Raw genomic sequence first — 23,833 nt, 5'->3', positions numbered from 1 at the left:
AAGCCCCGCGCTGCGCGGGGCCGGTTCGAAAAAAACGGCTGACGATGGCGAATCGGCAGCCGTGATGGTTATTGTCGAGACAGGCCGGTCAGCAACAGGCCGGCGCCGACGAAGGCCCCGCCGCTGAAGCGGTTGACCAGGCGCAGCCGGCGCGCGCTGTTCAGCCAGCGCGCCAGCCGGGCCCCGCCGCTGGCGTAGCTCAGCTGCCAGCAGGACTCTATCAGGTAGAACGTGGCCGCCAGGATGGCCAGCTGCGGCCCCTGCGGCTGATGCGCGTTCATGAATTGCGGGAACAGCGCGGTGAAGAAGATGAAAGCCTTGGGGTTGCTCATCGCCACCAGGAAGCCGCGACGGAACAAGGCCCACGGGCCGTGCTTGCCGCTGTCGTCCTCGCGCAGCTCGGCCACCGGCTGCGGCAGGCTGCGCCAGGTCTTGACGCCCAGGTACACCAGGTACAGCGCGCCGGCGTACTTGACGATGGAGAACAGCAGCTCGGACGTCGCCAGCAGCGCGCCCAGGCCGGCCACCGAGCCCAGCATGATCAGGCCCAGCGCGCTCATCAGCCCGCAACAGGTCATCAGCGTGCGGCGCACGCCGTAATGGATGCCGTGCGTCATCGCCAGCAACATGTTGGGGCCGGGCGTGGCGGAGACGAAGAACACGGTGGTGACGAACAACAGCCAAGTTTGCAGCGACATCACATTCTCCTGCTGGGGGGATACCCGCCAGTATAACGGAGCAGCCGCTCCAGGCGGCCAATCGCGCGCCCGCTGTGCGTCAAAATATCCATATTCTCAAGCGCATGGCGGCAAACGCCGCCATGCGATCCTTGCCTTTAACCCGCGCGCTCGGCCAGGATGGCCACCGCCGGCAGCTCCTTGCCTTCCAGGAATTCCAGGAAGGCCCCGCCGCCGGTGGAGATGTAGCTGATGTCGTCGGTGATGCCGTACTTGGCGATCGCCGCCAGCGTGTCGCCGCCGCCGGCGATCGAGAACGCCTTGGACTGGGCGATGGCCTGGGCCAGCGTCTTGGTGCCGTTGCCGAACTGGTCGAACTCGAACACCCCGACCGGGCCGTTCCACACCACGGTGCCGGCCTCGGCGATGATGGCGGCCAGCTGTTTGGCGGAGTCCGGGCCGATGTCGAGGATCATGTCGTCGGCGCTCACTTCGCTCACCGGCTTGGTGACAGCGGCGGCGGTCTCGGCGAATTCCTTGGCGCACACCACGTCGGCCGGCAGCGGCACGTCGCCGCCGCGGGCGCGGATCTTGGCGATCACGCGCTTGGCGTCTTCCACCAGTTCGGCCTCGGCCAGCGATTTGCCGATGGCCTTGCCCTCGGCCAGCAGGAAGGTGTTGGCGATGCCGCCGCCGACGATCAGCTGGTCCACCTTGTCGGCCAGCGCTTCCAGGATGGTCAGCTTGGTCGATACCTTGGAGCCGGCGACGATGGCCACCAGCGGGCGGGCCGGCGCCTGCAGCGCTTTGCCCAACGCGTCGAGCTCGGCCGACAGCAGCAGGCCGGCGCAGGCGGCCGGCGCGAACTTCGCCACCGCGTGGGTGGAAGCCTCGGCGCGGTGCGAGGTGCCGAAGGCGTCGTGGACGAACACGTCGCACAGCGCGGCGTAGGCGCGGCCCAGCTCGTCGTTGTTCTTCTTTTCGCCCTTGTTCAGACGCACGTTTTCCAGCATCGCCACCTCGCCCGGCGCCAGCTCGACGCCGGCGTGGAAGTCGGCGATCAGGCGCACCGGCTTGCCCAACAGCTCGGACAGGCGGGCCACCACCGGCGCCAGGCTGTCTTCCGGCTTCGGCTCGCCCTCGGTCGGGCGGCCCAGGTGGGTCATCAGCAGCACGCCGGCGCCGGCCTTCAGGCAGTGTTCGATGGTGGGCAGGCTGGCGCGGATGCGGGTGTCGTCGCCGATCACGCCGTTCTTCAGCGGCACGTTCATGTCCACGCGGATCAGCGCGCGCTTGCCGGAAAGATTCTGTTCGGAGAGTTTGTTGAATTTCATCGTTTCACTCACTCGGTTTGGATGCGGAACGGTCCGGCAAGCGGCGGGCCGCCGGTCTTGCGGAACAGGCTAGGGCGAAACCACGGGCAATCCTTCTCGACGCGCGGGCTGTCGCAAAATTTCCCGTCCGCTGCCGCCGTATCCGGCGCGCTGGGCGCGCGGACCGGTGATCGCCCCTATCCGGCAGTGTATGCCGATCAGGCGGCGTCACTTTAACACCAATCAAATTTTTTGCGCGCGCCATGTAACAAAACAACAGGGCGAATGGCATGAAATCGCCGCCCGCCCCGCCGTTTGGCGCTGTCCGCCTCAGCGGCCGAACATCGCGCGCGCGGTGCGCAGCATCTGGCAGCTGAAGCCCCACTCGTTGTCGTACCAGGCCAATACCTTGACCAGATTGCCGCCGGTCACCTTGGTCAGCGTGGAGTCGAAGGTGGACGCCTGCTCGGTGTGGTTGAAGTCGCCGGACACCAGGGGCAGGGTGTTGAAGCCCAGGATGCCCTTCATGCTGCCGTTGGCCGCGCCTTGCAAGATCTCGTTGATCTCGTCCTTGCAGGTGTCGCGCATCGCGGTGAAGGTCAGGTCCACCAGCGACACGTTGATGGTGGGCACGCGCACCGCGAAGCCGTCAAGCCGGCCCTTCAGTTCCGGCAGCACCAGGCCGACGGCCTTGGCCGCGCCGGTCTTGGTGGGGATCATGTTGTCGGTGGCGGAGCGGGCGCGGCGCAGGTCCTTGTGCTTGACGTCGGTCAGCACCTGGTCGTTGGTGAAGGCGTGGATGGTGGTCATCAGGCCCTTCTTGATGCCGATCGCGTCGTTCAGCGCCTTGGCCACCGGCGCCAGGCAGTTGGTGGTGCAGCTGGCGTTGGACACCACGGTCATCTCCGGCGTCAGCGTGTCGTGGTTGACGCCGTAGACGATGGTGGCGTCGACGTCGTCGCCGCCCGGCGCCGAGATCAGCACCTTCTTGGCGCCGGCGTTCAAGTGAGCCTGGCACTTTTCCTTGCTGGTGAAGGCGCCGGTGCACTCCAGCACCAGGTCCACCTCCAGCGCCTTCCACGGCAGCTCGGCCGGGTTGCGGGTGCTGAAGAACGGAATCTTGTCGCCATTCAGGATCAGATGCTCGCCATCCTGCTCGACGCTGCCGGGGAAACGGCCGTGCACGGTGTCGAACTGGGTCAGGTGGGCATTGATGTTCAGGTCGCCGGAGGCGTTGACCGCCACCACCTTGAAGTCGTCGTGCAACTTGTTTTCGTAGATGGCGCGCAGAACTTGGCGGCCGATGCGGCCGTAACCGTTGATGGCGAGGCGGATGGTCATGCTTCTCTCTTCTCCAGGGCACTGAATGTAGTGGCGTCACTACATGACACGGCAAAAAAAGACCACCGGAGAACCGGTGGTCTGTTTACGTCTTAACGCAGAACGGCGCGGATCTTGGCGACCACGTTTTCCGCGGTGAAGCCGAACTCCTTGAACAGCTGGCCGGCCGGCGCGGATTCGCCGAAGTGGTCGATGCCGACAACGTCGCCTTCCAGGCCGACGTACTTGCGCCAGAAGTCCGGATGGCCGGCCTCCACCGCCACGCGCGGCAGGCCCGCCGGCAGCACGCTCTGCTGCCAGGCCTTGTCCTGGGCGTCGAACACATTGGTGCAAGGCATGGACACCACGCGCACCGGCACGCCTTCGGCGGCCAGCGTTTCCTGCGCCTTCAGCGCCAGCTCCACTTCGGAGCCGGTGGCGATCAGCACTGCCTTGGCACCGGCCGCGTCGCGCAGCACGTAGCCGCCCTTCTTAATCGCGGCGGTCTGCGCGGCGTCGCGGGCGACGAAGGGCAGGTTCTGCCGGCTCAGCACCAGGCTGGACGGGGTGGTTTTTTGCTCGATCGCGTGCGCCCAGGCCACCGCGGTCTCGGTGGTGTCGCACGGACGCCAGACGTGGTGGTTGGGGATGTAGCGCAGCGTGGCGGTCTGTTCCACCGGCTGGTGGGTCGGGCCGTCTTCGCCGAGGCCGATCGAATCGTGGGTGAACACGAAGATCGGGTTGATCTTCATCAGCGAGGCCATGCGCAGCGCGTTGCGGGCGTATTCGCTGAACATCAGGAAGGTGCCGCCGTACGGGCGCAGGCCGCCGTGCAGCGTCATGCCGTTGATGATGGCGGCCATGCCGAACTCGCGCACGCCGTAGCTGATGTAGTTGCCGTTGCCTTCGCCGTCTATCCACTTGCTGCCAGACCAGTTGGTCAGGTTGGAGCCGGTCAGGTCGGCGGAGCCGCCGACGAACTCGGGCAGGGACGGGGAGAACGCTTCCAGCGCGATCTGGCTGGCCTTGCGGGTGGCCACGGTCTGGGCGGCGTCGGCGATCTTGGCGATGGCGGCGGCCTGGGCTTCGGCCCAGCCGGCCGGCAGCTCGCCCGCCATGCGGCGCTCGAACTCGGCGGCCAGTTCCGGATGCGCGGCGCGGTAGGCGTCGAAGCGCTTGTTCCATTCGATTTCGGCGACGGCGCCCTGGTCGCGGGCGCTCCACTCGGCGTAGATCTCGGACGGGATTTCGAACGGCGCGTGCGGCCACTTCAACAGATCGCGCGCGGCGGCGATCTCGGCGGCGCCCAGCGGCGCGCCGTGGCAGTCGTGGCTGCCCTGCTTGGTGGGAGCGCCGAAACCGATGGTGGTGCGGCAGCAGATCAGCGTCGGCTTGTCGGCGCTCTTCTTGGCGGTGGCGATCGCAGTGGCGATCTCGGCCGGATCGTGGCCGTTGACGTTGCGGATCACCTGCCAGCCGTAGGCTTCGAAGCGGGCCGGCGTGTCGTCGCTGAACCAGCCTTCGACGTGGCCGTCGATGGAGATGCCGTTGTCGTCCCAGAACGCGACCAGCTTGGAGAGGCCCCAGGTGCCGGCCAGCGAGCAGGCCTCGTGGCTGATGCCTTCCATCAGGCAGCCGTCGCCCAGGAAGGCGTAGGTGTGATGGTTGACGATTTCATGGCCGTCGCGGTTGAATTGGGCGGCCAGCATCTTCTCGGCCATCGCCATGCCGACGGCGTTGGTGATGCCCTGGCCCAGCGGGCCGGTGGTGGTTTCCACGCCCGGCGCGTAACCGTATTCCGGGTGGCCCGGCGTCTTGGAGTGCAGCTGGCGGAAGTTCTTGAGGTCGTCGATGGAGAGATCGTAGCCGGTCAGATGCAGCAGGCTGTAGATCAGCATCGAGCCGTGGCCGTTGGAGAGAACGAAGCGGTCGCGGTCGACCCAGTCCGGGTTCGCCGGATTGTGCTTCAGGTGATCGCGCCACAGGACTTCGGCGATGTCCGCCATGCCCATCGGCGCGCCCGGGTGGCCGGATTTGGCTTTTTCCACGGCGTCCATGGAGAGGAAGCGAATAGCGTTGGCAAGCTCGGTGCGGGTAACCATGCAGGTAAAACCTCAAGACTATTGGGAACCGGTACGACGGTCCATCCCTCGCGCTCGATGCGGCTGGCGACAGGGGCACTCCGTCGCAAAACCGCGAGATTATCGCCGATTTTGCCCTTTCCCGGCAACCGGCCGCCCCGGCGCAAATTGAGTACAATCAGGCATAAGCAACGATCAAACGCAGTCTTTCGACATATTCGATCAACATTCCGCGCCCGCGCGCGCCTTTCCGGAGAACCCCATGCAGCAACCCAACAGTCCGCCCATCCATCGCAAAGTCGGCGCCGGCCGAGGCTGGCGCTGGTTCGTGGAAGCCTTCCAGATCGTGCGCCAGCAACCGTTGACCTGGGTGCTGCTGACCCTGGTCTACCTGGTGATCCAGATCGCGCTGAGCGTGGTGCCGGTGCTGGGCGATCTGGCCAGCGCGCTGATCGGCCCGCTGTTTGCCGCCGGCTTCGTGATGGCCGCCGCCAAATCCGAACGCGGCGAGGAACTGGAGCTGGCCGACCTGTTCGCCGCCTTCCGCCAGATGCCCGGCCCGCTGCTGCTGCTGGGCGCGATGATCTTCGGCCTGATGCTGGTGGTGATCGTGGCCGCGGTGGCGATGGGCGTGTCCGGCGGCCTGATGGCCGGCCTGTTCGGCAAGGCGGCCGGAGCGGGCGCGGGCACCGCCGCGGGCGGCGGCGCCGCCGTCGCGCTGGGGGCGCTGGCCCTGATCGGCGGCGTGCTGGTGGGCATGGCCTACTGGTTCGCGCCGACCATGGTGGCGCTGAACCGCATCGATCCCTGGCCGGCGCTGCGCGCCAGCCTGAAGGCCTGCCTGAGCAACTGGCTGCCGCTGCTGGTGGCCAGCCTGGTGCTGGGCCTCAGCTGCATGGTGGCTTTGCTGCCGCTGGGCCTGGGCCTGCTGCTGTGGATCCCGGTGGCCTTCGTCACCGCCTACACCGGCTGGCGCGACGTGTTCGAACCCCAGCAATAAGCCGCGCGGCCGGCAAGGCCGCGCAGCCAAACGAAACGGGCGGGGCCTCGCGGCGCCGTCCGTTTTCGCGTCCGCGCTCAGCCTTCGACGATGGCCAGCGCGAAGCCGTCGTAGCCCTTGCCGCCCACGGTCTGGATCGCGGTGGCCGACAGCCGCGGATGGCTACCCAGCAGCTCGATGAAGCGGCGGGTGCCGACGATGGCCGGATCGGGATTGGCCGGATTGGCCACCTCGCCCTGGCGCGCGACGTTGTCGCCGACGATCACCGTGCCCGGCCGCGACAGCCGCAGCGCCAGTTCCAGATACACCGGATTGTTCGGCTTGTCGGCGTCGATGAACACCAGATCGAACGGCGCCGCGCCGTCGTCTATCAATCGTTGCAGCGAATCCGCCGCCGCGCCCTGAATGATGTCCACCTTGCCGGCTACGCCGGCGCGGGCCAGATTGGCGGCCGCCACTTCGACATGCCTAGGCTCGTACTCCAGCGTCACCAGCCGGCCGTTCTCCGGCAGCGCGCGCGCCAGCCAGATGGTGCTGTAGCCGCCCAGGGTGCCGATCTCCAGAATCCGGCGCGCGCCGTGGATGCGCGCCAGCAGGTTGAGGAATTTTCCCTGGTTGGGCGCCACATTGATCGCCGGCAGCCCGGCGGCGGCGCTGTCGGCCAACGCCGCCTCCAGCGCGGCGTCCTGCGGAACCAGCTGTCGGCAGAAATAATCGTCCACCGCGTTCCATTGCGCTTGCATCGTCATCTCTCGGTTCTCCATCAGGCCACCCCCTCGCCGCCGTGGGCCTGGTAGGCGGGGCGGCGGCGCAGGCGTTCGAAATAGGCTTCGGTCTTCGGCAGCGCCGGCTTGTCGAACGGCGTCAGCAGCCAGCGCTGCACCGACACCCCCAGCACGATGTCGGCCAGCGTGAACGCGTCGCCCCGCGCCCAGCTCTCGCCCAGCAGCGACTCCAGCACCGCCATCTGCTTTTTCCACGCCGCCACGCTGTCGGCGATGCGCGCCGGATCGCGGTGGTCGGGGCTGTTGCGGCTCAGCGCGTGGAAGGCGTAGCTCCAGGCGGGGTTCAGATCCGCGGCCTGCCAATCCATCCAGCGCTCGACCTGGGCGCGGGCGGCCGGATCGGCCGGCAGCAGGTCGTGGCGGCCGTGCTTGGCGGCCAGATAGCGGCAGATGGCGTTGGATTCGGACAGCGTCACCTCGCCGTCCACCAGCGCCGGGATCATGGAGAACGGATTCAGCGCCAGGAATTCCGGATCGGCGACCGGGCGCACGCCGCGCCCCCAGTCCTCGCGCTCGTAGTCGAGGCCGATTTCATGACAGGTCCACAGCACCTTGCGGACATTGATGGAGTTGCTGCGGCCGAGAATGCGGAGCATGGCGGCTTCCTCGCGGTGGGGAAACCGCCAGTATAATCCGATTCATGCCGTATGATTATTTCGCCGGCTGCCGGCGCGCAAGATATCCTCAAGACCCGCGCTAGGCTTCTTCCAGCCCTGCCCGCAGCAGCCGGGCGTGCAGCACCATGTTCTCCAGCGTCAGCCGCGCGGTGGCGGCCAGATAGACCAGCATCCGCTTGGCCTCGTCCGGCTCCTCGGCGCGAAACACCAGCTCGCGCTCCAGCAGCGAATCGACGATCAATTCGCGCAGGTTTTGCTCGTCGAACGGCAGGTCGGCGTAATCGATCGGGTCCTCCGACTCCACGTCCTCCACCAGGCACAACAGGCTTTCGCGACTGAGCATGTCCATGATCCCCTCCCGCGTGACGGCCCGGCGGGCCCTTGATTCAGTGTAGCCGCCCGCGCGTTGGCGCTACACTTGGCAACCCCGCAGCCAACGATCACACCCATGCGCAAAGCCGAACGCCTGTTCCAACTGGTCAACCTGATCCGCGCCCGCCAGCCCATCACCGCGGCGGAGCTGGCCGAGCGGCTGAGCGTGTCGGTGCGCAGCATCTACCGCTACATCGACGATCTGTCGGTCAACGGCATCCCGGTGTACGGCGAGGCCGGCGTCGGCTACCGGCTGGAGGAAAACTTCGAACTGCCGCCGCTGACGCTGAACTCGGCCGAGCTGGAGGCGCTGACGCTGGCGATGGACATGCTGTCGCGCGCGGTGGGCAACGACCTGAGCCGGGCGGCGCAAAGCCTGCTGGCCAAGATCTACGCCAGCCTGCCCGACGCGCGCGCCAGCGACGGCGAAGGCGCGGTGCTGGCCTTCACCGAGCCGTTCGACGACGCGCACAAGGCGCGCTGGGACCAGCTGCGCCTGGCCATCGCCGAACGCGCGGCGCTGGACATCGACTACTTCAGCCTGGCCCAGGCCCGCACCCGGCGCACGGTGTTTCCGCTGGGCCTGCTGTACTGGGGCGGCAAATGGACGCTGGTGGCGTGGTGCGGCCTGCGCGGCGACTACCGCAGCTTCCGCGTCGACCTGATCCAGGCGCTGCGGCGGACCGAATCCCCGCCGCCGCCATCGCACGCCAGCCTGGCCGACTACCTGCGCCGGCAGCAGCAGGCGTGGCGGCGGGAGCATGCCACTGACAATACGCTGTCAGCAGGGGCATTCTAAACTGTCGCATGGGCGCGGCGGTCCAAGCCATTTCCGGCGCCCTAAACGAAAGGAAAACCATGCCCTCCCACCCCTTCTGCGTCCGGCTCGCCGTGCAGGACGCCGGCGCCACGCTGGACTTCTTCGAGTCGCTCGGCTACGAAGTCGTCCGCGACAGCCTCTCCCGGCACGAAACCGTGCACGCGGTCCGCGAGGGCGGCGCCACGCTGTTCACCGTGCAGCCGCGCGCGGGCGCCTGCGCCTTCCTGCCGCGCCCGGCATCGAGCCTATCGCCGGCCAGCGCCATCTTCTACCTGCGCGTCGACGACATCTTCGCCAAGCTGGACCAGGCGGGCGACAAGATAGACATCATCGCCAGGTACGAGGACGACCACTGCCGGATCTGCTACTTCCCGGACCCGGACGGCCACGTGTTCGCCTTCATCGAGCGGGAAGAGGAAGCCGCGTGACCTCATGCGCTATGCTTCAGGCATGAACGCGATCATCATCCCCTCCCTGTCCTTGCTGCTGTCCCTCGAGGAAGGCGTGTGGCGGGCCTTCGTGGCCGGCGACGCCGATGCCGACGCCGCGCTGCTGGACGACGACTTCGTCGGCGTCTACGCCAGCGGCTTCTCCAACCGGGACGAGCACGTCGCGCCGCTGCGCGCCGGCCCCGCCGCCGTCCGCTACCAGTTGGACCAGGCGCGGCTGGTCTGGGCCGCCCCCGGCGCCGGCCTACTCAGCTACCGCGCGCAATGGCTGCGCCCCAACGCCGAACAGGAGGAAACCATGTACATCTCCTCGTTGTGGCTGCGCCGGGACGGCCGGTGGCGCAACCTGTTCAGCCAGGACACCCCAGTTCCATAGTCCAGGCCCTACGCGGCGCGGCTTCACGCGGCGCGATCATGCGCGTTGACAGAAATGGCGGCTTATCCACAACGCTCGCCGACTTCCTCTTTTATCCACAGCCATCGCCGATGGCATGAGGCCACTCCCAGACTGGCCAAGGAGACCGTCCATGCGCATGTCCCGCTCCATCCTCCTCGCCCTGCTGGCGCTGAGCGCCGCGCCGCAGATCCACGCCGCGGCCTGCACCGCCAACGCCAATGTCCAAACCAGCGCCAAGTCCGACGCCGACAACCGCGCGGCCGGCGGCAAGGGCGGCCACGTCGGCCTGCACATGAAAAACGCGGCGCTGCCGCTGCCGTCCAGCGGCGCGCAAAGCCAGATCGACAAGTCGGTGTTCGAAAACTGGGCCGCTTTCAAACAGTCCTTCGACAAATGGAGCAAGGACACCACCAAGCCGCACGTCAACTGCGGCACCAGCGGCGGCCCCAAGGACATCGTCGACGCCGGCCTGGTCGGCGTCACCCAGGGCTGGAAATGCACCAAGGCCGGCGGCAACGGCCTGTGCGAAACCTGGCAGAAGTTCACCCCGGTCAAGGTCTGCTTCTGGTATTACAACGCGCCCGGCAGCGGCGGCACCGCCGGCAAATGGCTGCTGAACACCGCTTACCCGTCGCTGAACGCAGACTGCTCGTAGCCGACGCGCCGGCGGCGGCGTATCCTGAAGGGAATGCATCGTCATGCAGGCAGGTGCGAAGATGATCTACCCGGACTGGCTGCCGCCGGAAGCCACGCAAATCATCGTGGTGCTGTTCCTGTCCTTCCTGATCGGCCTGGAACGAGAAGAGCGCAAGACCAACGGCGATCCCTACGCCTTCGGCGGCGTGCGCACCTACCCGTTGATCGGCCTGATAGGCTACGCGATGTCGGCGTTGTCCGGCGGCGAGCTGCTGCCGCTGACGCTGGGCTTCATCGTGGTGGCCGCCTTCCTGCTGCTGTCCTACTGGCACAAGCTGGACGCCTCAGGCCAGTCCGGCGTCACCGGCCAGATGTCCGCCCTGGCCACCTATCTGATCGGCGCGCTGGTGTTCCGCGAGTTGTTCTGGCTGGCCACCACGCTGACCGTCGCCAGCGTGCTGCTGCTGGAGTTCAAGGCCGGCCTGGAAAGCCTGGCCCGCCGCATCGACCCGGCCGACATCCTCACCGTCACCCAGTTCCTGCTGCTGGCGGCGGTGATCCTGCCCTTGCTGCCCAACGCGCCTTTGGGCCGCTTCCGCATCAACCCGTTCCAGGCCTGGCTGGTGGTGGTGGCCGTCAGCGCCGTGTCCTACGGCAGCTACCTGCTGCAACGACTGCGCCAGGGCCGCAGCGGCCTGCTGCTGGCCGCGCTGGCCGGCGGCGCCTACTCATCCACCGTCACCACCGTGGTGCTGTCTCGCCGTTCGGTGGCCGCCGGCTCGCCCAGGCTGTACGCCGGCGCCATCCTGATGGCTTCCGGCATCATGTATCTGCGGCTGGGCGTGTTCCTGGCGCTGTTCAATCCCGCGTTGCTGCAGCGGCTGTGGCTGTCTTTCCTGCTGCTGGCGGCCGCGGCGCTGCTGGGAGGCTGGTTGTGGGCGAAAAGCGGCCATGAGGCGGCGGCGCGGCGGCAGGAAGACTACCGGCCGCGCAACCCGCTGGAAATCGGCGCCGCGTTGCTGTTCGCGCTGCTGTTCCTCGCCATGCTGGCCGCTACCCGGCTGGCCAGCCAATATCTGGGGGCCGGCGGCGTGTACGCGCTGGCGGCGGTGATGGGCGTCAGCGACGTCGACCCCTTCATCATGGGCATTACCCAATCCACGCCCGCGCTGACGCCGCTGCCGGTGGCCGCCTCGGCCATCCTGATCGCCGCCGCGGCCAACAACGCCGCCAAGGGCGTCTACGCCTGCGCGCTGGGCGCGCGCGAGGCTGGGCGGCAAAGCCTGTGGCTGTTGCTGGCGTTGGCGGCGCTGGGCCTGCTGCCGCTGGGGTGGGCATGAAGCCGCTGGCATGGACAGATCAAAAGCACAGGACGATCCGGAAGCGATCAACTGATCGTTATCCACAACCCCGCCCCAATGCAGAATATATCCACAGCTACCATTCGCAGCGCCGCCCCGAAGAATCCAACGCGGCCAGATCCTCGGCGAACTCGACTTCGCGGCCGTCGGCGCCGCGATAGTGGAAACCGTAGTAGCGGGCGCCCTGGTGGACCGTGGTGTAGCGGCCATGGATTTTCCCGTCGACGATCTCCAGCCATTCGTCGGTGAACTGCCAGGACCGGTCTTCGGCCAGCATTTCATGCTCGCCGCGCAGCCACGCCAGCGTGATCGGCCGGCCGCGCTTGCCATAGCGGACATAGGCCGCCTGCCAGCCGGCGTCCGCGTCGCCGACCACGGTGAACTGCAAATGGACCGGCTTGCCGCCGTTGTCGGCGCTGAAGCAGCGGGTTTCGCTATCGACCGCGGCCCAAGCCGACCAGGGCGGGCACCACAGCAGCGCCATCCCCAGCATCGCCCGCTTCATTCCGTCCTCGCCTCAGCCGGAAGGCGGCCAGCCAGCCTCAGCGTCTGCGGCAGCAGCAAACCCCACGACAGCGCCAGCAAGGGCAGCAGCAGCCACCATGCCGCGCCGGGCTGCAAGGCTTGCAGCTTGAACGCCGCGTAGCGGGCCAGCGGCGCGGCGATCGCGCCCAACAGCATCAGCAAGCGCGGCGACGGCCGCCAGGCTTGCAGCAGCCACACCCACCAGCAGGCGAAACCCAGCCACCACACCATCATCCACAAAGGCAGCGCGCCAACGCCGACGAAGCGCAGCAGGCCCGCGGCCGCCAGCGCCAGATCCAGCAGGCAGCCGATGCCGGCCAGCAGCAGCGCCCGCCCGCGCAGGCCGCGCGGCAGGGCCTCCCACAGCAGCAGGGTGGCGGCCAGCGTCACCATCACCCAGCGGTCGCGGCACACGGTCAGCAGCAACCACCAGCCGCCGAAGGCGAGGCTGGCGAGGGCGGGTTTGATCCAGGGCCTCATCGCTGGCGCGGCCTAGGCGTCGTAGCCCAGATTCGGCGCCAGATCGCGCTCGGCCTGCTCCAGCGTCACGCCGCGCCGCTCGGCGTAACTCGCTACCTGGTCCTTTTCCACCTTGCCCACGCCGAAGTAGCGCGAAGCCGGGTGGCTGAAGTAAAAGCCGGACACCGCGGCGGTGGGCAGCATCGCGTAGCCCTCGGTCAGCGTCATGCCGATGGCCGGCGCGTCCAGCAGCTGGAACAGCTCGGTCTTCACCGTGTGGTCGGGGCAGGCCGGATAGCCGGGAGCCGGGCGGATGCCGCGGTACTGCTCGTCTATCAGCGCCTCGTTGTCCAGATGCTCGTCGGCGGCGTAGCCCCAGAACTCGCGCCGCACGCGGGCGTGCATCAGCTCGGCGAAGGCTTCGGCCAGGCGGTCGGCCAGCGCCTTCAGCAGGATGGCCGAGTAGTCGTCGTTGGCGTCCTCGAAGCGTTTCACGTGCGGTTCGATGCCGATGCCGGCGGTGACGGCGAAGGCGCCGATATAGTCTTCCACGCCGCTGTCCCGGGGCGCGATGTAGTCGGCCAGCGCCCAGTTGGCCTTGCCGTCCATCTTGGGCAGCTGCTGGCGCAGGCCGACCCAGGTCATCAAGCTGGCGCTGTTGTCCGGATTGCGGATCTCGATGTCGTCGCCATTGACGCTATTGGCCGGGAACAGGCCGATCACCGCGTTGGCGGCCAGCCAGTTCTCGTCGACGATCCGCTTCAGCATGACCTGGGCGTCTTCATACAGCGCGCGCGCCGATTCGCCGACGATCTCGTCATTCAGGATGCGCGGGAAGCGGCCGGCCAGCTCCCAGCTCTGGAAGAACGGCGTCCAGTCGATGTAGGCGGCGATCTCGGCCAGCGGATAGTTCTCGAAGCGGCGCACGCCCAGCCATCGCGGCTTGGGCGGAACGTAATCGGCCCAGTCTATCTTTTCCTTGTTGGCGCGCGCCGCCTCCAGGCTGACCACCTTGCGGTTGGCCTTGTTGGCGTGGCCTTCGCGCGCGCGCTGCTGTTCGGCGGCGTTTTCCAGCACAAAGGCGTCCTTCAGGGTATCGGACAGCAGGTTGGAGCAGACGCCCACCGCGCGGCTGGCATCCGGCACGTAGATGACCGGCTGCCGGTAATGCGGCGCGATCTTCACCGCGGTGTGTACCTTGGAGGTGGTGGCGCCGCCGATCAGCAGCGGCACCGCGTGATCCAGCCGCTGCATCTCCTTGGCGACGTGGCTCATCTCCTCCAGGCTGGGGGTGATCAGGCCGGACAGGCCGATGATGTCGGCCTTGTGCTCGACGGCGGCATCCAGGATCTTCTGGCACGGCACCATCACGCCCAGATCGATCACCTGGTAGTTATTGCAGCGCAGCACCACGCCGACGATGTTCTTGCCGATGTCGTGCACGTCGCCCTTGACCGTAGCCATGATGATGATGCCCTTGGCCGGCGCGTCGGCCAGCCCTAAGCGGATCTTCTCTTCCTCGATGAACGGTTCCAGGTGGGCGACGGCGGCCTTCATCACTCGCGCCGACTTCACCACCTGCGGCAAGAACATCTTGCCGGCGCCGAACAGGTCGCCGACCACGTTCATGCCGTCCATCAGCGGGCCTTCGATCACGTGGATGGGCCGCGCCGATTTCAGCCGCACCTCCTCGGTGTCCTCGACGATGAAGGTGGTGATGCCCTTGACCAGCGCGTGCTCCAGCCGCTTTTCCACCGGCCAGCCGCGCCAGGCCAGGTCCTCGCCCTTTTTCTCGCCGGCCGCCTCGCCCTTGAACTTCTCGGCCAGCTCGATCAGCCGCTCGGTGGCGTCGCCGCCGTCCTTGGGGTGGCGCATCAGCACCACGTCCTCGATGCGCTCGCGCAAGCTTGCGTCGACTTCGTCGTACACCTCCAGCGCGCCGGCGTTGACGATGCCCATGGTCATGCCGCGCTGGATGGCGTGATACAGGAACACCGCGTGGATCGCTTCGCGCACCTTGTTGTTGCCGCGGAAGCTGAATGACACATTGGACACGCCGCCGGAAATCTTGGCGTGCGGCAGGTGCTGCTTGATCCAGCCGGTGGCCTCGATGAAGTCCAGGCCGTAGCGGGCGTGCTCCTCGATGCCGGTGGCGACGGCGAAGATATTGGGGTCGAAGATGATATCTTCCGGCGGAAAACCCACCTCGTCCACCAGGATGCGGTAGCTCTCGTCGCAGATCTCGATCTTGCGCGCGTAATTGTCGGCCTGGCCCTGCTCGTCGAAGGCCATCACGATCACCGCGGCGCCGTAGCGGCGGATCAAGCGCGCCTGTTCGACGAACTTGTCGCGGCCTTCCTTCATGGAGATGGAATTGACGATGCCCTTGCCCTGTATGCATTTCAGGCCGGCCTCGATCACCTCCCACTTGGACGAGTCGATCATGATCGGCACGCGGGCGATGTCCGGCTCCGACGCGATCAGGTTCAGGAAGCGCACCATCGCGGCGTGGGCGTCCAGCATGCCCTCGTCCATATTGATGTCGATGACCTGAGCGCCGTTCTCCACCTGCTGCCGCGCCACGTCCAGCGCGGTGGCGTAGTCGCCGTTCAGGATCAGCTTGGCGAAGGCGCGGGAACCAGTGACGTTGGTGCGCTCGCCCACGTTGACGAACAAGTCGCCGTCGCCGATGTTGAACGGCTCCAGGCCGGACAATCGGCACTTGGCCTCGATCTGCGGCAACTGGCGCGGCGCGACGCCTGCCACAGCCTGGGCGATGGCGGCGATGTGCTCCGGCGTGGTGCCGCAACAGCCGCCGACGATGTTGATCAGCCCGCTCTCGGCCCATTCGCGCACGTACTCGCCCATCGCTTCCGGCTCCAGATCGTAGCCGCCGAAGGCGTTGGGCAGGCCGGCGTTGGCGTGCACGGAGACGTAGGTGGCCGACACCCGCGACATTTCCTCGACGTAGGGCCGCAGCAGATCCGGGCCCAGCGCGCAATTGAGGCCGAAGCTGGCGGCGTCGGCGTGCGACAGCGAGTTGTAGAACGCTTCGGTGGTCTGGCCGGTCAGCGTGCGGCCGGACTGGTCGGTGATGGTGCCGGAAATCATGATCGGCAAGCGCGGCGTGTCCGGGCGCTCGTCGAAATACCGGTGGATGGCGAACACCGCCGCCTTGGCGTTCAAGGTGTCGAAGATGGTCTCCACCAGCAGCAGGTCGGCGCCGCCGGCCACCAGGCCGTCTATCGCCTCGGTGTAGCTTGTCACCAACTCGTCGAAGCTGACGTTGCGGTAGCCGGGGTCGTTGACGTCCGGGCTGATGGAACAGGTGCGGTTGGTGGGACCGAGCACGCCGGCGCAGAAGCGCGGCTTGGCCGGGTTCTTCGCGGTCTCCGCCGCGCACAGCTCTTTAACCAGCTTCGCCGCCTCGCGGTTGATCTCCCACACCAGCTCTTCCATCTGGTAGTCGGCCATCGCGATGGAAGTGGCGTTGAAGGTGTTGGTTTCGACGATGTCGGCGCCGGCGTCCAGATAGGCCTGGTGGATGCCGGCAATCACGTCGGGGCGGGTCAATGCCAGCAGATCGTTGTTGCCCTTGACGTCGCAGCGCCAGTCGGCGAAGCGTTCGCCCCGGTAATCGGCCTCGTCCAGCTGATGGCGCTGGATCATGGTGCCCATGCCCCCATCCAGGATCAGGATGCGTTGCGATAACTGCTGATAAACGGGATGAAGGAATGGCTTTGTCATGGCGGTGGCTGGTATTTTGTCTAAAACGAAAGCAAACGCTGGTACTTCTGAGCTTCAATCCATCTTAACATCGTCGTTCGATGCGTCAGTCTTCCGGCAATAGAATATTGAGAGAGTACCCATATGGCCAGTTTGCATAAGAAATGGCTGTTGCCGTTGTGTCTATTTTCCTTGATAGCCCAGGCCGAACCGACGCCATTGCGAATCGGCGTATCGGATACCGACGCGGCTCCGATCGCGGTGCTGGCCGAGGACGGCAGCACGCTGAGCGGGGGCCTGGCCCGCGATCTGGGCGCGCTGCTGGCCGACGAGATGGGCATGAAGCCGCAATTCACGCTGCTGGCGCGGCGGCGGGTGGAGCCCTCGATAGAAAGCGGCAAGGTGGACATCATCTGCAACGCCAATCCCGACTGGTACGGCAACTCCGCCCGGCTGAGCTGGAGCCATGAAATCTATCCGCTGGTGGAGCGCGTGCTGTCGCTGAAGAGCCAGCCCCCGTTGCGCCAGCTGGACGATCTGGCCGGCAAGCGCATCGGCACCATCCACGGCTACCATTACCCGTCGCTGGAATACCTGTGGTCCGGCAACCGCAGCGAGCGCGTCACCGAGGCTCGCTTCGACCTGCTGCCCAAATCGCTGGACAAGCGGCTGAGCGACGTGGCCATCGTCACCGAGCTGACCTATGTCTGGTGGGCGCGCGGCCATGCCCAGGAAGCGGCCAGCTTCAAGATCCATCCGCTGGTGGTGTCGTCGCAGCCGACGATGTGCGCGCTGTCGCAACGCTCGCCGGTGAAGCTGGACCAGTTGAACCGCGCGATCGACCGCCTGCACAAGAGCGGCCGGCTGAAAACGCTGATGTCGCACTACCTGTGGCAGGAATAAACGCCGCGTCCGGCTGATCCTCCGCGCCGCCGGACGGGAACGGACCGCTCGACTCGCATGCTAAAATGGCGTTTTTGCAGCGAAAAAGCGTCCCGACATGAGCGATCTGTTAGCCGGCCTGAATCCCGAACAACTGCGCGCCGTCACCTGGCCCGCCAAGAGCGCGCTGGTGCTGGCCGGCGCCGGCAGCGGCAAGACCCGGGTGCTGACCACCCGCATCGCTTGGCTGCTGTCCACCGGCCAGACCTCGCCGGCCGGGGTGCTGGCGGTCACCTTCACCAACAAGGCCTCGCGCGAGATGCAGACGCGGCTGTCGACGCTGGTGCCGGTCAATGTGCGCAATATGTGGATCGGCACCTTCCACGGCCTGTGCAACCGCTTCCTGCGCATCCACTACCGGGACGCCGGCCTGCCGCAAACCTTCCAGATCCTCGACTCCGCCGACCAGCAGGCCGCGATCAAGCGCCTGCTGAAAAGCCTGGAGCTATCGGACGAGAAATACCCTCCGCGCGCGGTGCAATCGTTCATCAACGGCAACAAGGAGGCCGGCGTGCGCGCCGAATCGCTGCCGCCGGCGTTGAACCCGTACGAAGCCAAGCTGATGGAGCTGTACGCCGCCTACGACGCCCAGTGCCGGCGCGAGGGCGTGGTCGACTTCGCCGAGCTGCTGCTCAGAAGCTACGAGCTGCTGTCCCGCAACGAGGCGCTGCGCGCGCATTACAGCAGCCGCTTCGCCCACATCCTGGTGGACGAGTTCCAGGACACCAACCGCCTGCAATACGCGTGGTTGAAACTGCTGGCCGGCGAGCACGGCGCGCTGTTCGCCGTCGGCGACGACGACCAGAGCATCTACGCCTTCCGCGGCGCCGAAGTCGGCAATATGCGCGCGCTGCTGTCCGACTTCCAGGTAGCCGAGCCGGTGCGGCTGGAGCAGAACTATCGCTCGATGGGTAACATCCTCAACGCCGCCAACGCGCTGATCGAACGGAACGACGGCCGCCTGGGCAAGAACCTGTGGACCGACGCCGGCGAGGGCGAAAAGATCCGTTTCTACCAGGCCGGCAGCGACGGCGACGAGGCTGAATTCATCATCGATGAGGTCAAGAGCCTGCACCGCGAAGGCCTGGCGCTATCCGACATGGCGGTGCTGTACCGCTCCAACGCCCAGTCGCGGCTGCTGGAGCACGTGCTGGTCAACGCCCAGATTCCGTACCGGATCTACGGCGGCCTGCGCTTCTTCGAACGCCAGGAGATCAAGCACGCGCTGGCCTACCTCAGGCTGGTCGCCAACCCGGATGACGACAACGCGCTGCTTAGGGTGATCAACGTGCCGGCGCGCGGCATCGGCGCGCGCAGCGTGGAAAACCTGCAGGCCGCCGGCCGCGAGCAGGGCATCTCGCTGTGGCAGGCCGCCTGCGGCGCCGGCAGCGGCCGCACCGCCGCCAAGATCGGCGAGTTCGTGCTGCTGATCGAGCGGCTGCGCGAGCAGAGCCGCGACTTCAGCCTGGCCGAAACCATCAGCCTGGTGATAGACCGCAGCGGCCTGCGCGACATGTACGAGCAGGACAAGAAGGACGGCGAGGAGCGGCTGGCCAACCTGGACGAACTGGTCAACGCCGCCGCCAGCTTCATGCCCGACCAGCCGGAACAGGCCCTGACCGAATTCCTGTCCGCCGCCAGCCTGGAAGCCGGCGAGCACCAGGCCGACGCCGGCAGCGACGCGCTGCAGCTGATGACGGTGCACGCGGCCAAGGGCCTGGAGTTCGACGCCGTATTCGTCAGCGGGCTGGAAGAAGGCCTGTTCCCGCACGAGAACAGCGTGATGGACGGCAAGGGCCTGCAGGAGGAGCGCCGGCTGATGTACGTGGCCATCACCCGCGCCCGCAAGCGGCTATATCTGTCCAGCGCGCAGAGCCGGATGCTGCACGGCCAGAGCCGCTACCCGATCCCGTCGCGCTTCATCGACGAGATTCCGGCCGAACTGATCCATTCGCTGTCTGCTACAGTGAAAGCACCCGTTGCGCCGCAGCAGGCGCGGCGCTCCGCCGCCATGCCGCGCCGGCAGGCGGAAAACGCCTACGGCCTGTCCATCGGCCAGGCGGTCAGCCACGCCAAGTTCGGCATCGGCGTGGTGATAGACGCCGAGGGCAACGGGGAGGATGTGCGGCTGCAAATCAACTTCGCCGAACACGGCGTCAAATGGCTGGATATGCGCTATGCGAAACTGAGCCCGGCCTGAGCCGGGACGCGCGCGCCGCCGACACTGCGATCCGCAACCACAGCACAGCGAGCCGATGAGGCGTCATGAGCGAAACCACTCCCTCCCCGACAGCGGCATCCGCGCCGGTGCACCACGTGAAGACGGCGCCGACGCGCAGCGCCGCCTTCGACGATCCCTACGCCAAGCGGCTGTTTTTGATCATAGACAGCCTGCCGCAGATGCAGCGCGCGTTGGCGATGACCCTGTCGTCGTTCGGCGCCAACTCGGTCGAATACGCGGCCAAGGCCAGCGACGCGCTGGCCAAGATGGCCAAGTACGAGTTCGACGTGGTGCTGTGCGACTACGATCTGGGCAACGGCTACGACGGGCTCTACCTGTTCGAGGAGATCCGGGAGCGCAACCTGCTCAAGCAGTCCTGCGTATTCATGATCGTCACCGGCGAGCGCCGCGCGCAGCGGGTGATCTCCGCCGCCGAACTGGCGCCCGACGACTACCTGCTCAAGCCGTTCACCGGCGAGGTGCTGCGCGACCGGCTGGAGCGGGCGATGCGCAAGCGCGAGGCCCTGCGGCTGGTGGACGAGAGCGTGCTGCGCCACGAATACCTGTCCGCCATCGAAACCTGCGGCCTCAAAATTGAAGAAAACGGCGAGTTCGCGCTCGACTTCATGCGGCTGAGAGGCTCGCTGGCGCTGAAGATCAACGACTTCGACACCGCCCGCGACGCCTATATGCAGGCGCTGCGCGTCCGCCCCTCCACCTGGGCCAAGATGGGGCTGGCCAAATCGCTGGCCGGATTGAAGTCCCACGACGAGGCGCGGCTGCTGTTCGAGGCGGTGCTGGCCGACAACAACCAGGTGATGGAAGCCTACGACTGGCTGGCCCGGCTCTACCGCGGCCACGACCTGGGCCGCGCCCAGCACACGCTGCAGACCGCGACCGAAATGTCGCCGGTGGTGTTCCGCCGCCAGCAGCAGCTGGCCCAGATCGCGCTGCTCAACCACGACCTCGCCACCGCCGAAACCGCCTGCCAGCAGACGCTGGACATCGCCAAGTACTCCTGGCACCGCAGCCCCACCCATTACGCGGCGCTGCTTCGGGTCCAGCTGGCCCGGGGCGACAGCGGCAACGCCGCCCGCACGCTGGCCAGCCTGCGCCACGATTACCGCTACAACGAGGAAGGCGAGTGGCTGGCCGGCGTGATGGACAGCCAGCTTCAATCCAAGAACGGCAACGCCGACAAGGCCCGCGAACTGCTGCAGGCCGCCGGCGAGCGCTTCAAGCAGCTGGCCCCCAAGCTGGATCAGGAATCGCAGCTGGAATACGCGCGCGCCTGCTACCAGCAGGGACGCGACGGCCAGGGCAACGACGTGATGGAATACCTGGTGCGCAACCACCACGACGACGAGGACATGCTGGCCCACTTCGGCGACATGTTCGAGGAGATCGGCCTGGGACAGGCCGGCCGCCAACTGATCGCACAGAACGTCAAATCGGTGCTGGAGCTGAACAACCAGGCGGTGCGCGAGGCGCAGTCCGGCCAGTTCGACGCGGCGATCGACCGCTTCGTCAAGGCGCTGGACGAAATGCCGCACAACGTGCAGATCATGCTCAACCTGATCAACGCGGTGATGGCCTACGTCAGCCAGAACGGCTGGCACGAAAGCCATATGCGCCGCGCCTACGAGCTGCTGGGCAAGGTGCGCGACACCGCGCCCACCAACAACAAGTTCCAGAAGATCCTGCACTCCTGGCGCGCGCTGGTGAACAAGATGGACAAGCCGCAATGGGCGCTGTGAGCGCGCTGCGGGCGCTGGTGGTGGACGACGAGGCGCTGGCCTGCGAGCGGCTGCGCCAACTACTGGCCGATTGCGGCGTAGAAGAGGTCCATTGCCTAGCCGACGGCAAGACGGCGCTGGACTGGCTGGCCTGCCATCCGGTCGACGTGCTGCTGCTCGACATCAGCATGCCCGGCCTGGACGGCATCGCGCTGGCCCGCCAGCTGCGGCAGCAGGCGCTGGCGCCGGCGCTGGTGTTCAGCACCGCCCACGATCACTTCGCGGTGGAGGCCTTCGAACTGGACGCCGCCGACTATCTGCTCAAGCCGGTGCGGCGCGAGCGGCTGGAACAGGCGCTGCAACGCGCCCAGGCGCGGCGGGAGGGCCGGCAGCAGCCCAGCTTCACCGTGCGCCAGCGCGGCCGCCTGCTCAACGTGCCCTTCGCCGACGCGCGCTACCTGAAAGCCGAGCTCAAGTACGTCACCCTGGTCACCTCCGACAACGAATACCTGCTGGACGACGCGCTGGTGGCGCTGGAGCAGCGGCTGGGCGAATCGGCGCTGCGCATCCACCGCAACTGCCTGGTGATGCGCCACGCCGTGCAGGAGCTGTGCCGCGGCGACGACGGCGGCGACGAACAGTGGATTGTCAGACTGCGCGACATCCCGACGCCGCTGCCGGTCAGCCGCCGCCAGATCCACGCGCTGCGCGCCGCGCTGAGCGTAGGCAATTGATTACGTACTACTACTTAAAACCGGCATTCCCCGGCTTATTGCTAAAAAATAGACCCATTGTTCTTATAGAATCGTTCACTGCTGAATATATGTCGATGGTTTTAACATGCACGCAAGACTGGTCTATGCTGGGTGCCTCGTCCTATGGCTGATACTGAGCGCGCTTGCCGCCCTGTCCATCGCCAGCCGCTCCCTGCTGGGCGCCGAACAGCAATTCAACAGCCAGCTCCAGCAATTGACCGAGCAATTGAAACAGCGCCTGCTCGCCAATGAAACCATACTCGACAGCTACGCCACCTTCAGCAGCATCGACCACCGCACCGAACACCGCCAGAAGCACCCCTTCGTCGCGCAACTGCTGCGCCGCTATCCGCAAATCACCACGCTGGCCCATATCGAGCGCGTGCCGGCCGGACAGGTCGCCGGCTACGACCGTGCGCTGCAGCGCGATTACGGCGCCGCTTACCGGCTGCGCGGCTTCGCCGGCGGCGGCGTCCGCCTGCCGGAACAGGACGCCTACTTCCCGCTGATGTACGCCGAACCGCAGTCGCAGGCCAATCTGCGGCTGGTGGGGAGGGACGCCTGGCAGCAGCCGCGGCTGCGCGAGGCGCTGCAGGACTGCATCAACAGCGGCCGCGCCACGCTGTCGCGCCAGCTGCGGCTGCAGCCGCATGGCGATTCCGGCTACGTGCTGCTGCGTGGCGTGGACGACCGCCTCGACGACCAGTTGATCGGCCTGCAGCCACAGCATTTCGTGATGCTGTTCGTCCGCGCCGATTCGCTGCTGCCCACCGACATCGCGCTGCAGCCGGGCATGGAAGTCAGCCTGCACCACCGCGACGACCCCTTGCGCCCGCCGGAAGGCCAGGCGCTGTACTTGGGCGGCGCCCACCCCAGCGCGTTGGAGAAATTGCTGTTCCCGCGGCTGGAGACCAGCCAGCTGCTGGGCGGCGGCAGCCAGCCGCTGCGGCTGACGCTGAGCTGGCAGCAAGGCTGGGCGCAGATCGGCTTGTTCGAATGGACGGTATGGATGCTGCTGTCGCTGCTGCTGGGCCTGGGCATCGGCCTGGCCGGCTTCAGCTTCGTGCGCAGCAGCGACAGCCGCCGCCAGCGCGAAAGCCAGCTGTTCCACCTGGCCAACCACGACCGCCTCACCGGCCTGGCCAACCGCAACCTGTTCTACGACCGGCTGCAGCACGCGATCACCCGGCTGGACCGCAGCGGCAAGCGCCTGGGCCTGCTGTTCCTGGACCTGGACCGCTTCAAGCCGGTCAACGACACCTATGGCCACATGGTCGGCGACCGGGTGCTGCAACTGATCGCCGCCCGCATCCGCGACGTGATCCGCAATGAAGACACCGTCGCCCGCATCGGCGGCGACGAATTCGTGATCCTGATGGAGGACATCGAGTCCAACCGCGAGGCGGACAAGGTGGCGGCGCGGCTGAAGCAGGCGATACAGATGCCTTACCAGGTCGATCAGCACCGGGTGCTGGTCGGCGTCAGCATCGGCATCGCTTACTACCCGGAGGACGGCCTGCTGATAGACGAGTTGCTGGCGGTGGCCGACCGCAAGATGTACGGCAACAAGCAGTCGCCCAGCCGCCATTCCGAAACCGTGGGCTAGCGCTGCGCGCGCAACGGAAGCCACTGCAGCGATTT

21 protein-coding genes are annotated in these 23,833 nt (G+C 66.8%); 11 read left to right on the top strand and 10 right to left on the bottom strand.

Translation table 11 applies throughout. The features are described from left to right. Window positions 1-68: 68 nt before the first annotated feature. From BKX93_RS14480 to tkt, 4 genes are all read right to left on the bottom strand, one after another. Window positions 69-698, bottom strand: a complete 630-nt coding sequence (locus BKX93_RS14480) for a LysE family translocator (protein ID WP_070980358.1) — start codon at window positions 696-698, stop codon at window positions 69-71. A 137-nt stretch (window positions 699-835) separates the two neighbouring features. Further along, on the bottom strand, window positions 836-2,011 hold the full coding sequence (locus tag BKX93_RS14475; RefSeq protein ID WP_070980356.1) for a phosphoglycerate kinase: 1,176 nt from the start codon (window positions 2,009-2,011) through the stop codon (window positions 836-838). 309 nt (window positions 2,012-2,320) lie between these two features. After that, complete coding sequence (gap, locus tag BKX93_RS14470; RefSeq protein ID WP_070980354.1) at window positions 2,321-3,331, bottom strand: type I glyceraldehyde-3-phosphate dehydrogenase; 1,011 nt, start codon at window positions 3,329-3,331, stop codon at window positions 2,321-2,323. Window positions 3,332-3,423: 92 nt separating this feature from the next. Beyond that, entirely contained in the window at window positions 3,424-5,412 is a 1,989-nt protein-coding gene (tkt, locus tag BKX93_RS14465; protein ID WP_070980353.1) for a transketolase, read from the bottom strand. A gap of 241 nt (window positions 5,413-5,653) precedes the next feature. Between tkt and BKX93_RS14460 the strand changes: the two genes are divergently transcribed. After that, on the top strand, window positions 5,654-6,391 hold the full coding sequence (locus tag BKX93_RS14460; protein ID WP_046156049.1) for a BPSS1780 family membrane protein: 738 nt from the start codon (window positions 5,654-5,656) through the stop codon (window positions 6,389-6,391). 77 nt (window positions 6,392-6,468) lie between these two features. Here the strand turns inward: BKX93_RS14460 and BKX93_RS14455 are convergent, their stop codons facing one another. The 3 genes from BKX93_RS14455 to BKX93_RS14445 form a co-directional block, all read right to left on the bottom strand. Next, window positions 6,469-7,140, bottom strand: a complete 672-nt coding sequence (locus tag BKX93_RS14455) for an O-methyltransferase (protein WP_235429212.1) — start codon at window positions 7,138-7,140, stop codon at window positions 6,469-6,471. Window positions 7,141-7,154: 14 nt separating this feature from the next. Then, window positions 7,155-7,772: a glutathione S-transferase family protein gene (locus BKX93_RS14450; RefSeq protein WP_046156048.1), complete on the bottom strand. Its 618-nt coding sequence runs from the start codon at window positions 7,770-7,772 to the stop codon at window positions 7,155-7,157. Between the two features lie 100 nt (window positions 7,773-7,872). Further along, window positions 7,873-8,142: a hypothetical protein gene (locus tag BKX93_RS14445; RefSeq protein ID WP_046156047.1), complete on the bottom strand. Its 270-nt coding sequence runs from the start codon at window positions 8,140-8,142 to the stop codon at window positions 7,873-7,875. A 99-nt stretch (window positions 8,143-8,241) separates the two neighbouring features. On the opposite strand from BKX93_RS14445, the gene BKX93_RS14440 reads away from it, so the two are divergent. The 5 genes from BKX93_RS14440 (at window position 8,242) to BKX93_RS14420 (ending at window position 11,807) form a co-directional block, all read left to right on the top strand. Then, complete coding sequence (locus tag BKX93_RS14440) at window positions 8,242-8,964, top strand: helix-turn-helix transcriptional regulator (protein ID WP_070980351.1); 723 nt, start codon at window positions 8,242-8,244, stop codon at window positions 8,962-8,964. Between the two features lie 59 nt (window positions 8,965-9,023). Beyond that, window positions 9,024-9,413, top strand: coding sequence for a VOC family protein (locus BKX93_RS14435; RefSeq protein WP_046156045.1), 390 nt, complete (start codon window positions 9,024-9,026; stop codon window positions 9,411-9,413). 22 nt (window positions 9,414-9,435) lie between these two features. Then, entirely contained in the window at window positions 9,436-9,810 is a 375-nt protein-coding gene (locus tag BKX93_RS14430; protein ID WP_046156044.1) for a DUF4440 domain-containing protein, read from the top strand. A 151-nt stretch (window positions 9,811-9,961) separates the two neighbouring features. Then, entirely contained in the window at window positions 9,962-10,486 is a 525-nt protein-coding gene (locus tag BKX93_RS14425; protein WP_052717383.1) for a hypothetical protein, read from the top strand. A 43-nt stretch (window positions 10,487-10,529) separates the two neighbouring features. Continuing rightward, window positions 10,530-11,807 carry an MgtC/SapB family protein gene (locus BKX93_RS14420; protein WP_235429428.1) on the top strand — a complete coding sequence of 426 codons (1,278 nt, stop codon included), beginning with the start codon at window positions 10,530-10,532 and terminating at the stop codon, window positions 11,805-11,807. 97 nt (window positions 11,808-11,904) lie between these two features. On the opposite strand, the gene BKX93_RS14415 is transcribed toward BKX93_RS14420, so the two are convergent. The 3 genes from BKX93_RS14415 to metH are packed head-to-tail and all read right to left on the bottom strand — an operon-like array spanning window position 11,905 to window position 16,559. Beyond that, a complete protein-coding gene (locus BKX93_RS14415; protein ID WP_070980350.1) occupies window positions 11,905-12,333 on the bottom strand; it encodes a hypothetical protein in 429 nt (142 codons plus the stop codon). After that, window positions 12,330-12,833, bottom strand: a complete 504-nt coding sequence (locus tag BKX93_RS14410; protein WP_046156041.1) for a DUF2878 family protein — start codon at window positions 12,831-12,833, stop codon at window positions 12,330-12,332. Before BKX93_RS14410 ends, BKX93_RS14415 begins: the two co-directional genes overlap by 4 nt. Window positions 12,834-12,845: 12 nt before the next feature. Then, window positions 12,846-16,559 (bottom strand): methionine synthase, encoded by a 3,714-nt coding sequence (gene metH / locus BKX93_RS14405; RefSeq protein WP_070980348.1) that lies wholly within the window; start codon window positions 16,557-16,559, stop codon window positions 12,846-12,848. Window positions 16,560-16,682: 123 nt separating this feature from the next. Between metH and BKX93_RS14400 the strand changes: the two genes are divergently transcribed. The 5 genes from BKX93_RS14400 (at window position 16,683) to BKX93_RS14380 (ending at window position 23,798) form a co-directional block, all read left to right on the top strand. Further along, window positions 16,683-17,441: a substrate-binding periplasmic protein gene (locus BKX93_RS14400; RefSeq protein WP_046156039.1), complete on the top strand. Its 759-nt coding sequence runs from the start codon at window positions 16,683-16,685 to the stop codon at window positions 17,439-17,441. 97 nt (window positions 17,442-17,538) lie between these two features. Next, entirely contained in the window at window positions 17,539-19,680 is a 2,142-nt protein-coding gene (locus BKX93_RS14395; RefSeq protein WP_046166962.1) for a UvrD-helicase domain-containing protein, read from the top strand. A gap of 65 nt (window positions 19,681-19,745) precedes the next feature. Further along, entirely contained in the window at window positions 19,746-21,458 is a 1,713-nt protein-coding gene (locus tag BKX93_RS14390) for a tetratricopeptide repeat-containing response regulator (protein ID WP_052717384.1), read from the top strand. Then, complete coding sequence (locus tag BKX93_RS14385) at window positions 21,446-22,171, top strand: LytR/AlgR family response regulator transcription factor (RefSeq protein WP_046166963.1); 726 nt, start codon at window positions 21,446-21,448, stop codon at window positions 22,169-22,171. The genes BKX93_RS14390 and BKX93_RS14385 overlap by 13 nt, the downstream gene beginning before the upstream one ends. 106 nt (window positions 22,172-22,277) lie before the next feature. Beyond that, complete coding sequence (locus tag BKX93_RS14380; RefSeq protein ID WP_046166964.1) at window positions 22,278-23,798, top strand: sensor domain-containing diguanylate cyclase; 1,521 nt, start codon at window positions 22,278-22,280, stop codon at window positions 23,796-23,798. The last annotated feature ends 35 nt before the right edge of the window (window positions 23,799-23,833 follow it).

It is taken from the genome of Chromobacterium vaccinii, assembly GCF_001855275.1.
GTDB lineage: Bacteria > Pseudomonadota > Gammaproteobacteria > Burkholderiales > Chromobacteriaceae > Chromobacterium > Chromobacterium vaccinii.
This window is presented reverse-complemented; position numbering and strand designations above follow the sequence as displayed.

What these genes read in the sequence shown, in the direction of transcription:
- BKX93_RS14480 (WP_070980358.1), bottom strand. Translation starts at nt 698, where the DNA reads ATGTCGCTGCAAACTTGGCTGTTGTTCGTCACCACCGTGTTCTTCGTC.
- BKX93_RS14475 (WP_070980356.1), bottom strand. Translation starts at nt 2,011, where the DNA reads ATGAAATTCAACAAACTCTCCGAACAGAATCTTTCCGGCAAGCGCGCG.
- gap (WP_070980354.1), bottom strand. Translation starts at nt 3,331, where the DNA reads ATGACCATCCGCCTCGCCATCAACGGTTACGGCCGCATCGGCCGCCAA.
- tkt (WP_070980353.1), bottom strand. Translation starts at nt 5,412, where the DNA reads ATGGTTACCCGCACCGAGCTTGCCAACGCTATTCGCTTCCTCTCCATG.
- BKX93_RS14460 (WP_046156049.1), top strand. Translation starts at nt 5,654, where the DNA reads ATGCAGCAACCCAACAGTCCGCCCATCCATCGCAAAGTCGGCGCCGGC.
- BKX93_RS14455 (WP_235429212.1), bottom strand. Translation starts at nt 7,140, where the DNA reads ATGACGATGCAAGCGCAATGGAACGCGGTGGACGATTATTTCTGCCGA.
- BKX93_RS14450 (WP_046156048.1), bottom strand. Translation starts at nt 7,772, where the DNA reads ATGCTCCGCATTCTCGGCCGCAGCAACTCCATCAATGTCCGCAAGGTG.
- BKX93_RS14445 (WP_046156047.1), bottom strand. Translation starts at nt 8,142, where the DNA reads ATGGACATGCTCAGTCGCGAAAGCCTGTTGTGCCTGGTGGAGGACGTG.
- BKX93_RS14440 (WP_070980351.1), top strand. Translation starts at nt 8,242, where the DNA reads ATGCGCAAAGCCGAACGCCTGTTCCAACTGGTCAACCTGATCCGCGCC.
- BKX93_RS14435 (WP_046156045.1), top strand. Translation starts at nt 9,024, where the DNA reads ATGCCCTCCCACCCCTTCTGCGTCCGGCTCGCCGTGCAGGACGCCGGC.
- BKX93_RS14430 (WP_046156044.1), top strand. Translation starts at nt 9,436, where the DNA reads ATGAACGCGATCATCATCCCCTCCCTGTCCTTGCTGCTGTCCCTCGAG.
- BKX93_RS14425 (WP_052717383.1), top strand. Translation starts at nt 9,962, where the DNA reads ATGCGCATGTCCCGCTCCATCCTCCTCGCCCTGCTGGCGCTGAGCGCC.
- BKX93_RS14420 (WP_235429428.1), top strand. Translation starts at nt 10,530, where the DNA reads ATGCAGGCAGGTGCGAAGATGATCTACCCGGACTGGCTGCCGCCGGAA.
- BKX93_RS14415 (WP_070980350.1), bottom strand. Translation starts at nt 12,333, where the DNA reads ATGAAGCGGGCGATGCTGGGGATGGCGCTGCTGTGGTGCCCGCCCTGG.
- BKX93_RS14410 (WP_046156041.1), bottom strand. Translation starts at nt 12,833, where the DNA reads ATGAGGCCCTGGATCAAACCCGCCCTCGCCAGCCTCGCCTTCGGCGGC.
- metH (WP_070980348.1), bottom strand. Translation starts at nt 16,559, where the DNA reads ATGACAAAGCCATTCCTTCATCCCGTTTATCAGCAGTTATCGCAACGC.
- BKX93_RS14400 (WP_046156039.1), top strand. Translation starts at nt 16,683, where the DNA reads ATGGCCAGTTTGCATAAGAAATGGCTGTTGCCGTTGTGTCTATTTTCC.
- BKX93_RS14395 (WP_046166962.1), top strand. Translation starts at nt 17,539, where the DNA reads ATGAGCGATCTGTTAGCCGGCCTGAATCCCGAACAACTGCGCGCCGTC.
- BKX93_RS14390 (WP_052717384.1), top strand. Translation starts at nt 19,746, where the DNA reads ATGAGCGAAACCACTCCCTCCCCGACAGCGGCATCCGCGCCGGTGCAC.
- BKX93_RS14385 (WP_046166963.1), top strand. Translation starts at nt 21,446, where the DNA reads ATGGGCGCTGTGAGCGCGCTGCGGGCGCTGGTGGTGGACGACGAGGCG.
- BKX93_RS14380 (WP_046166964.1), top strand. Translation starts at nt 22,278, where the DNA reads ATGCACGCAAGACTGGTCTATGCTGGGTGCCTCGTCCTATGGCTGATA.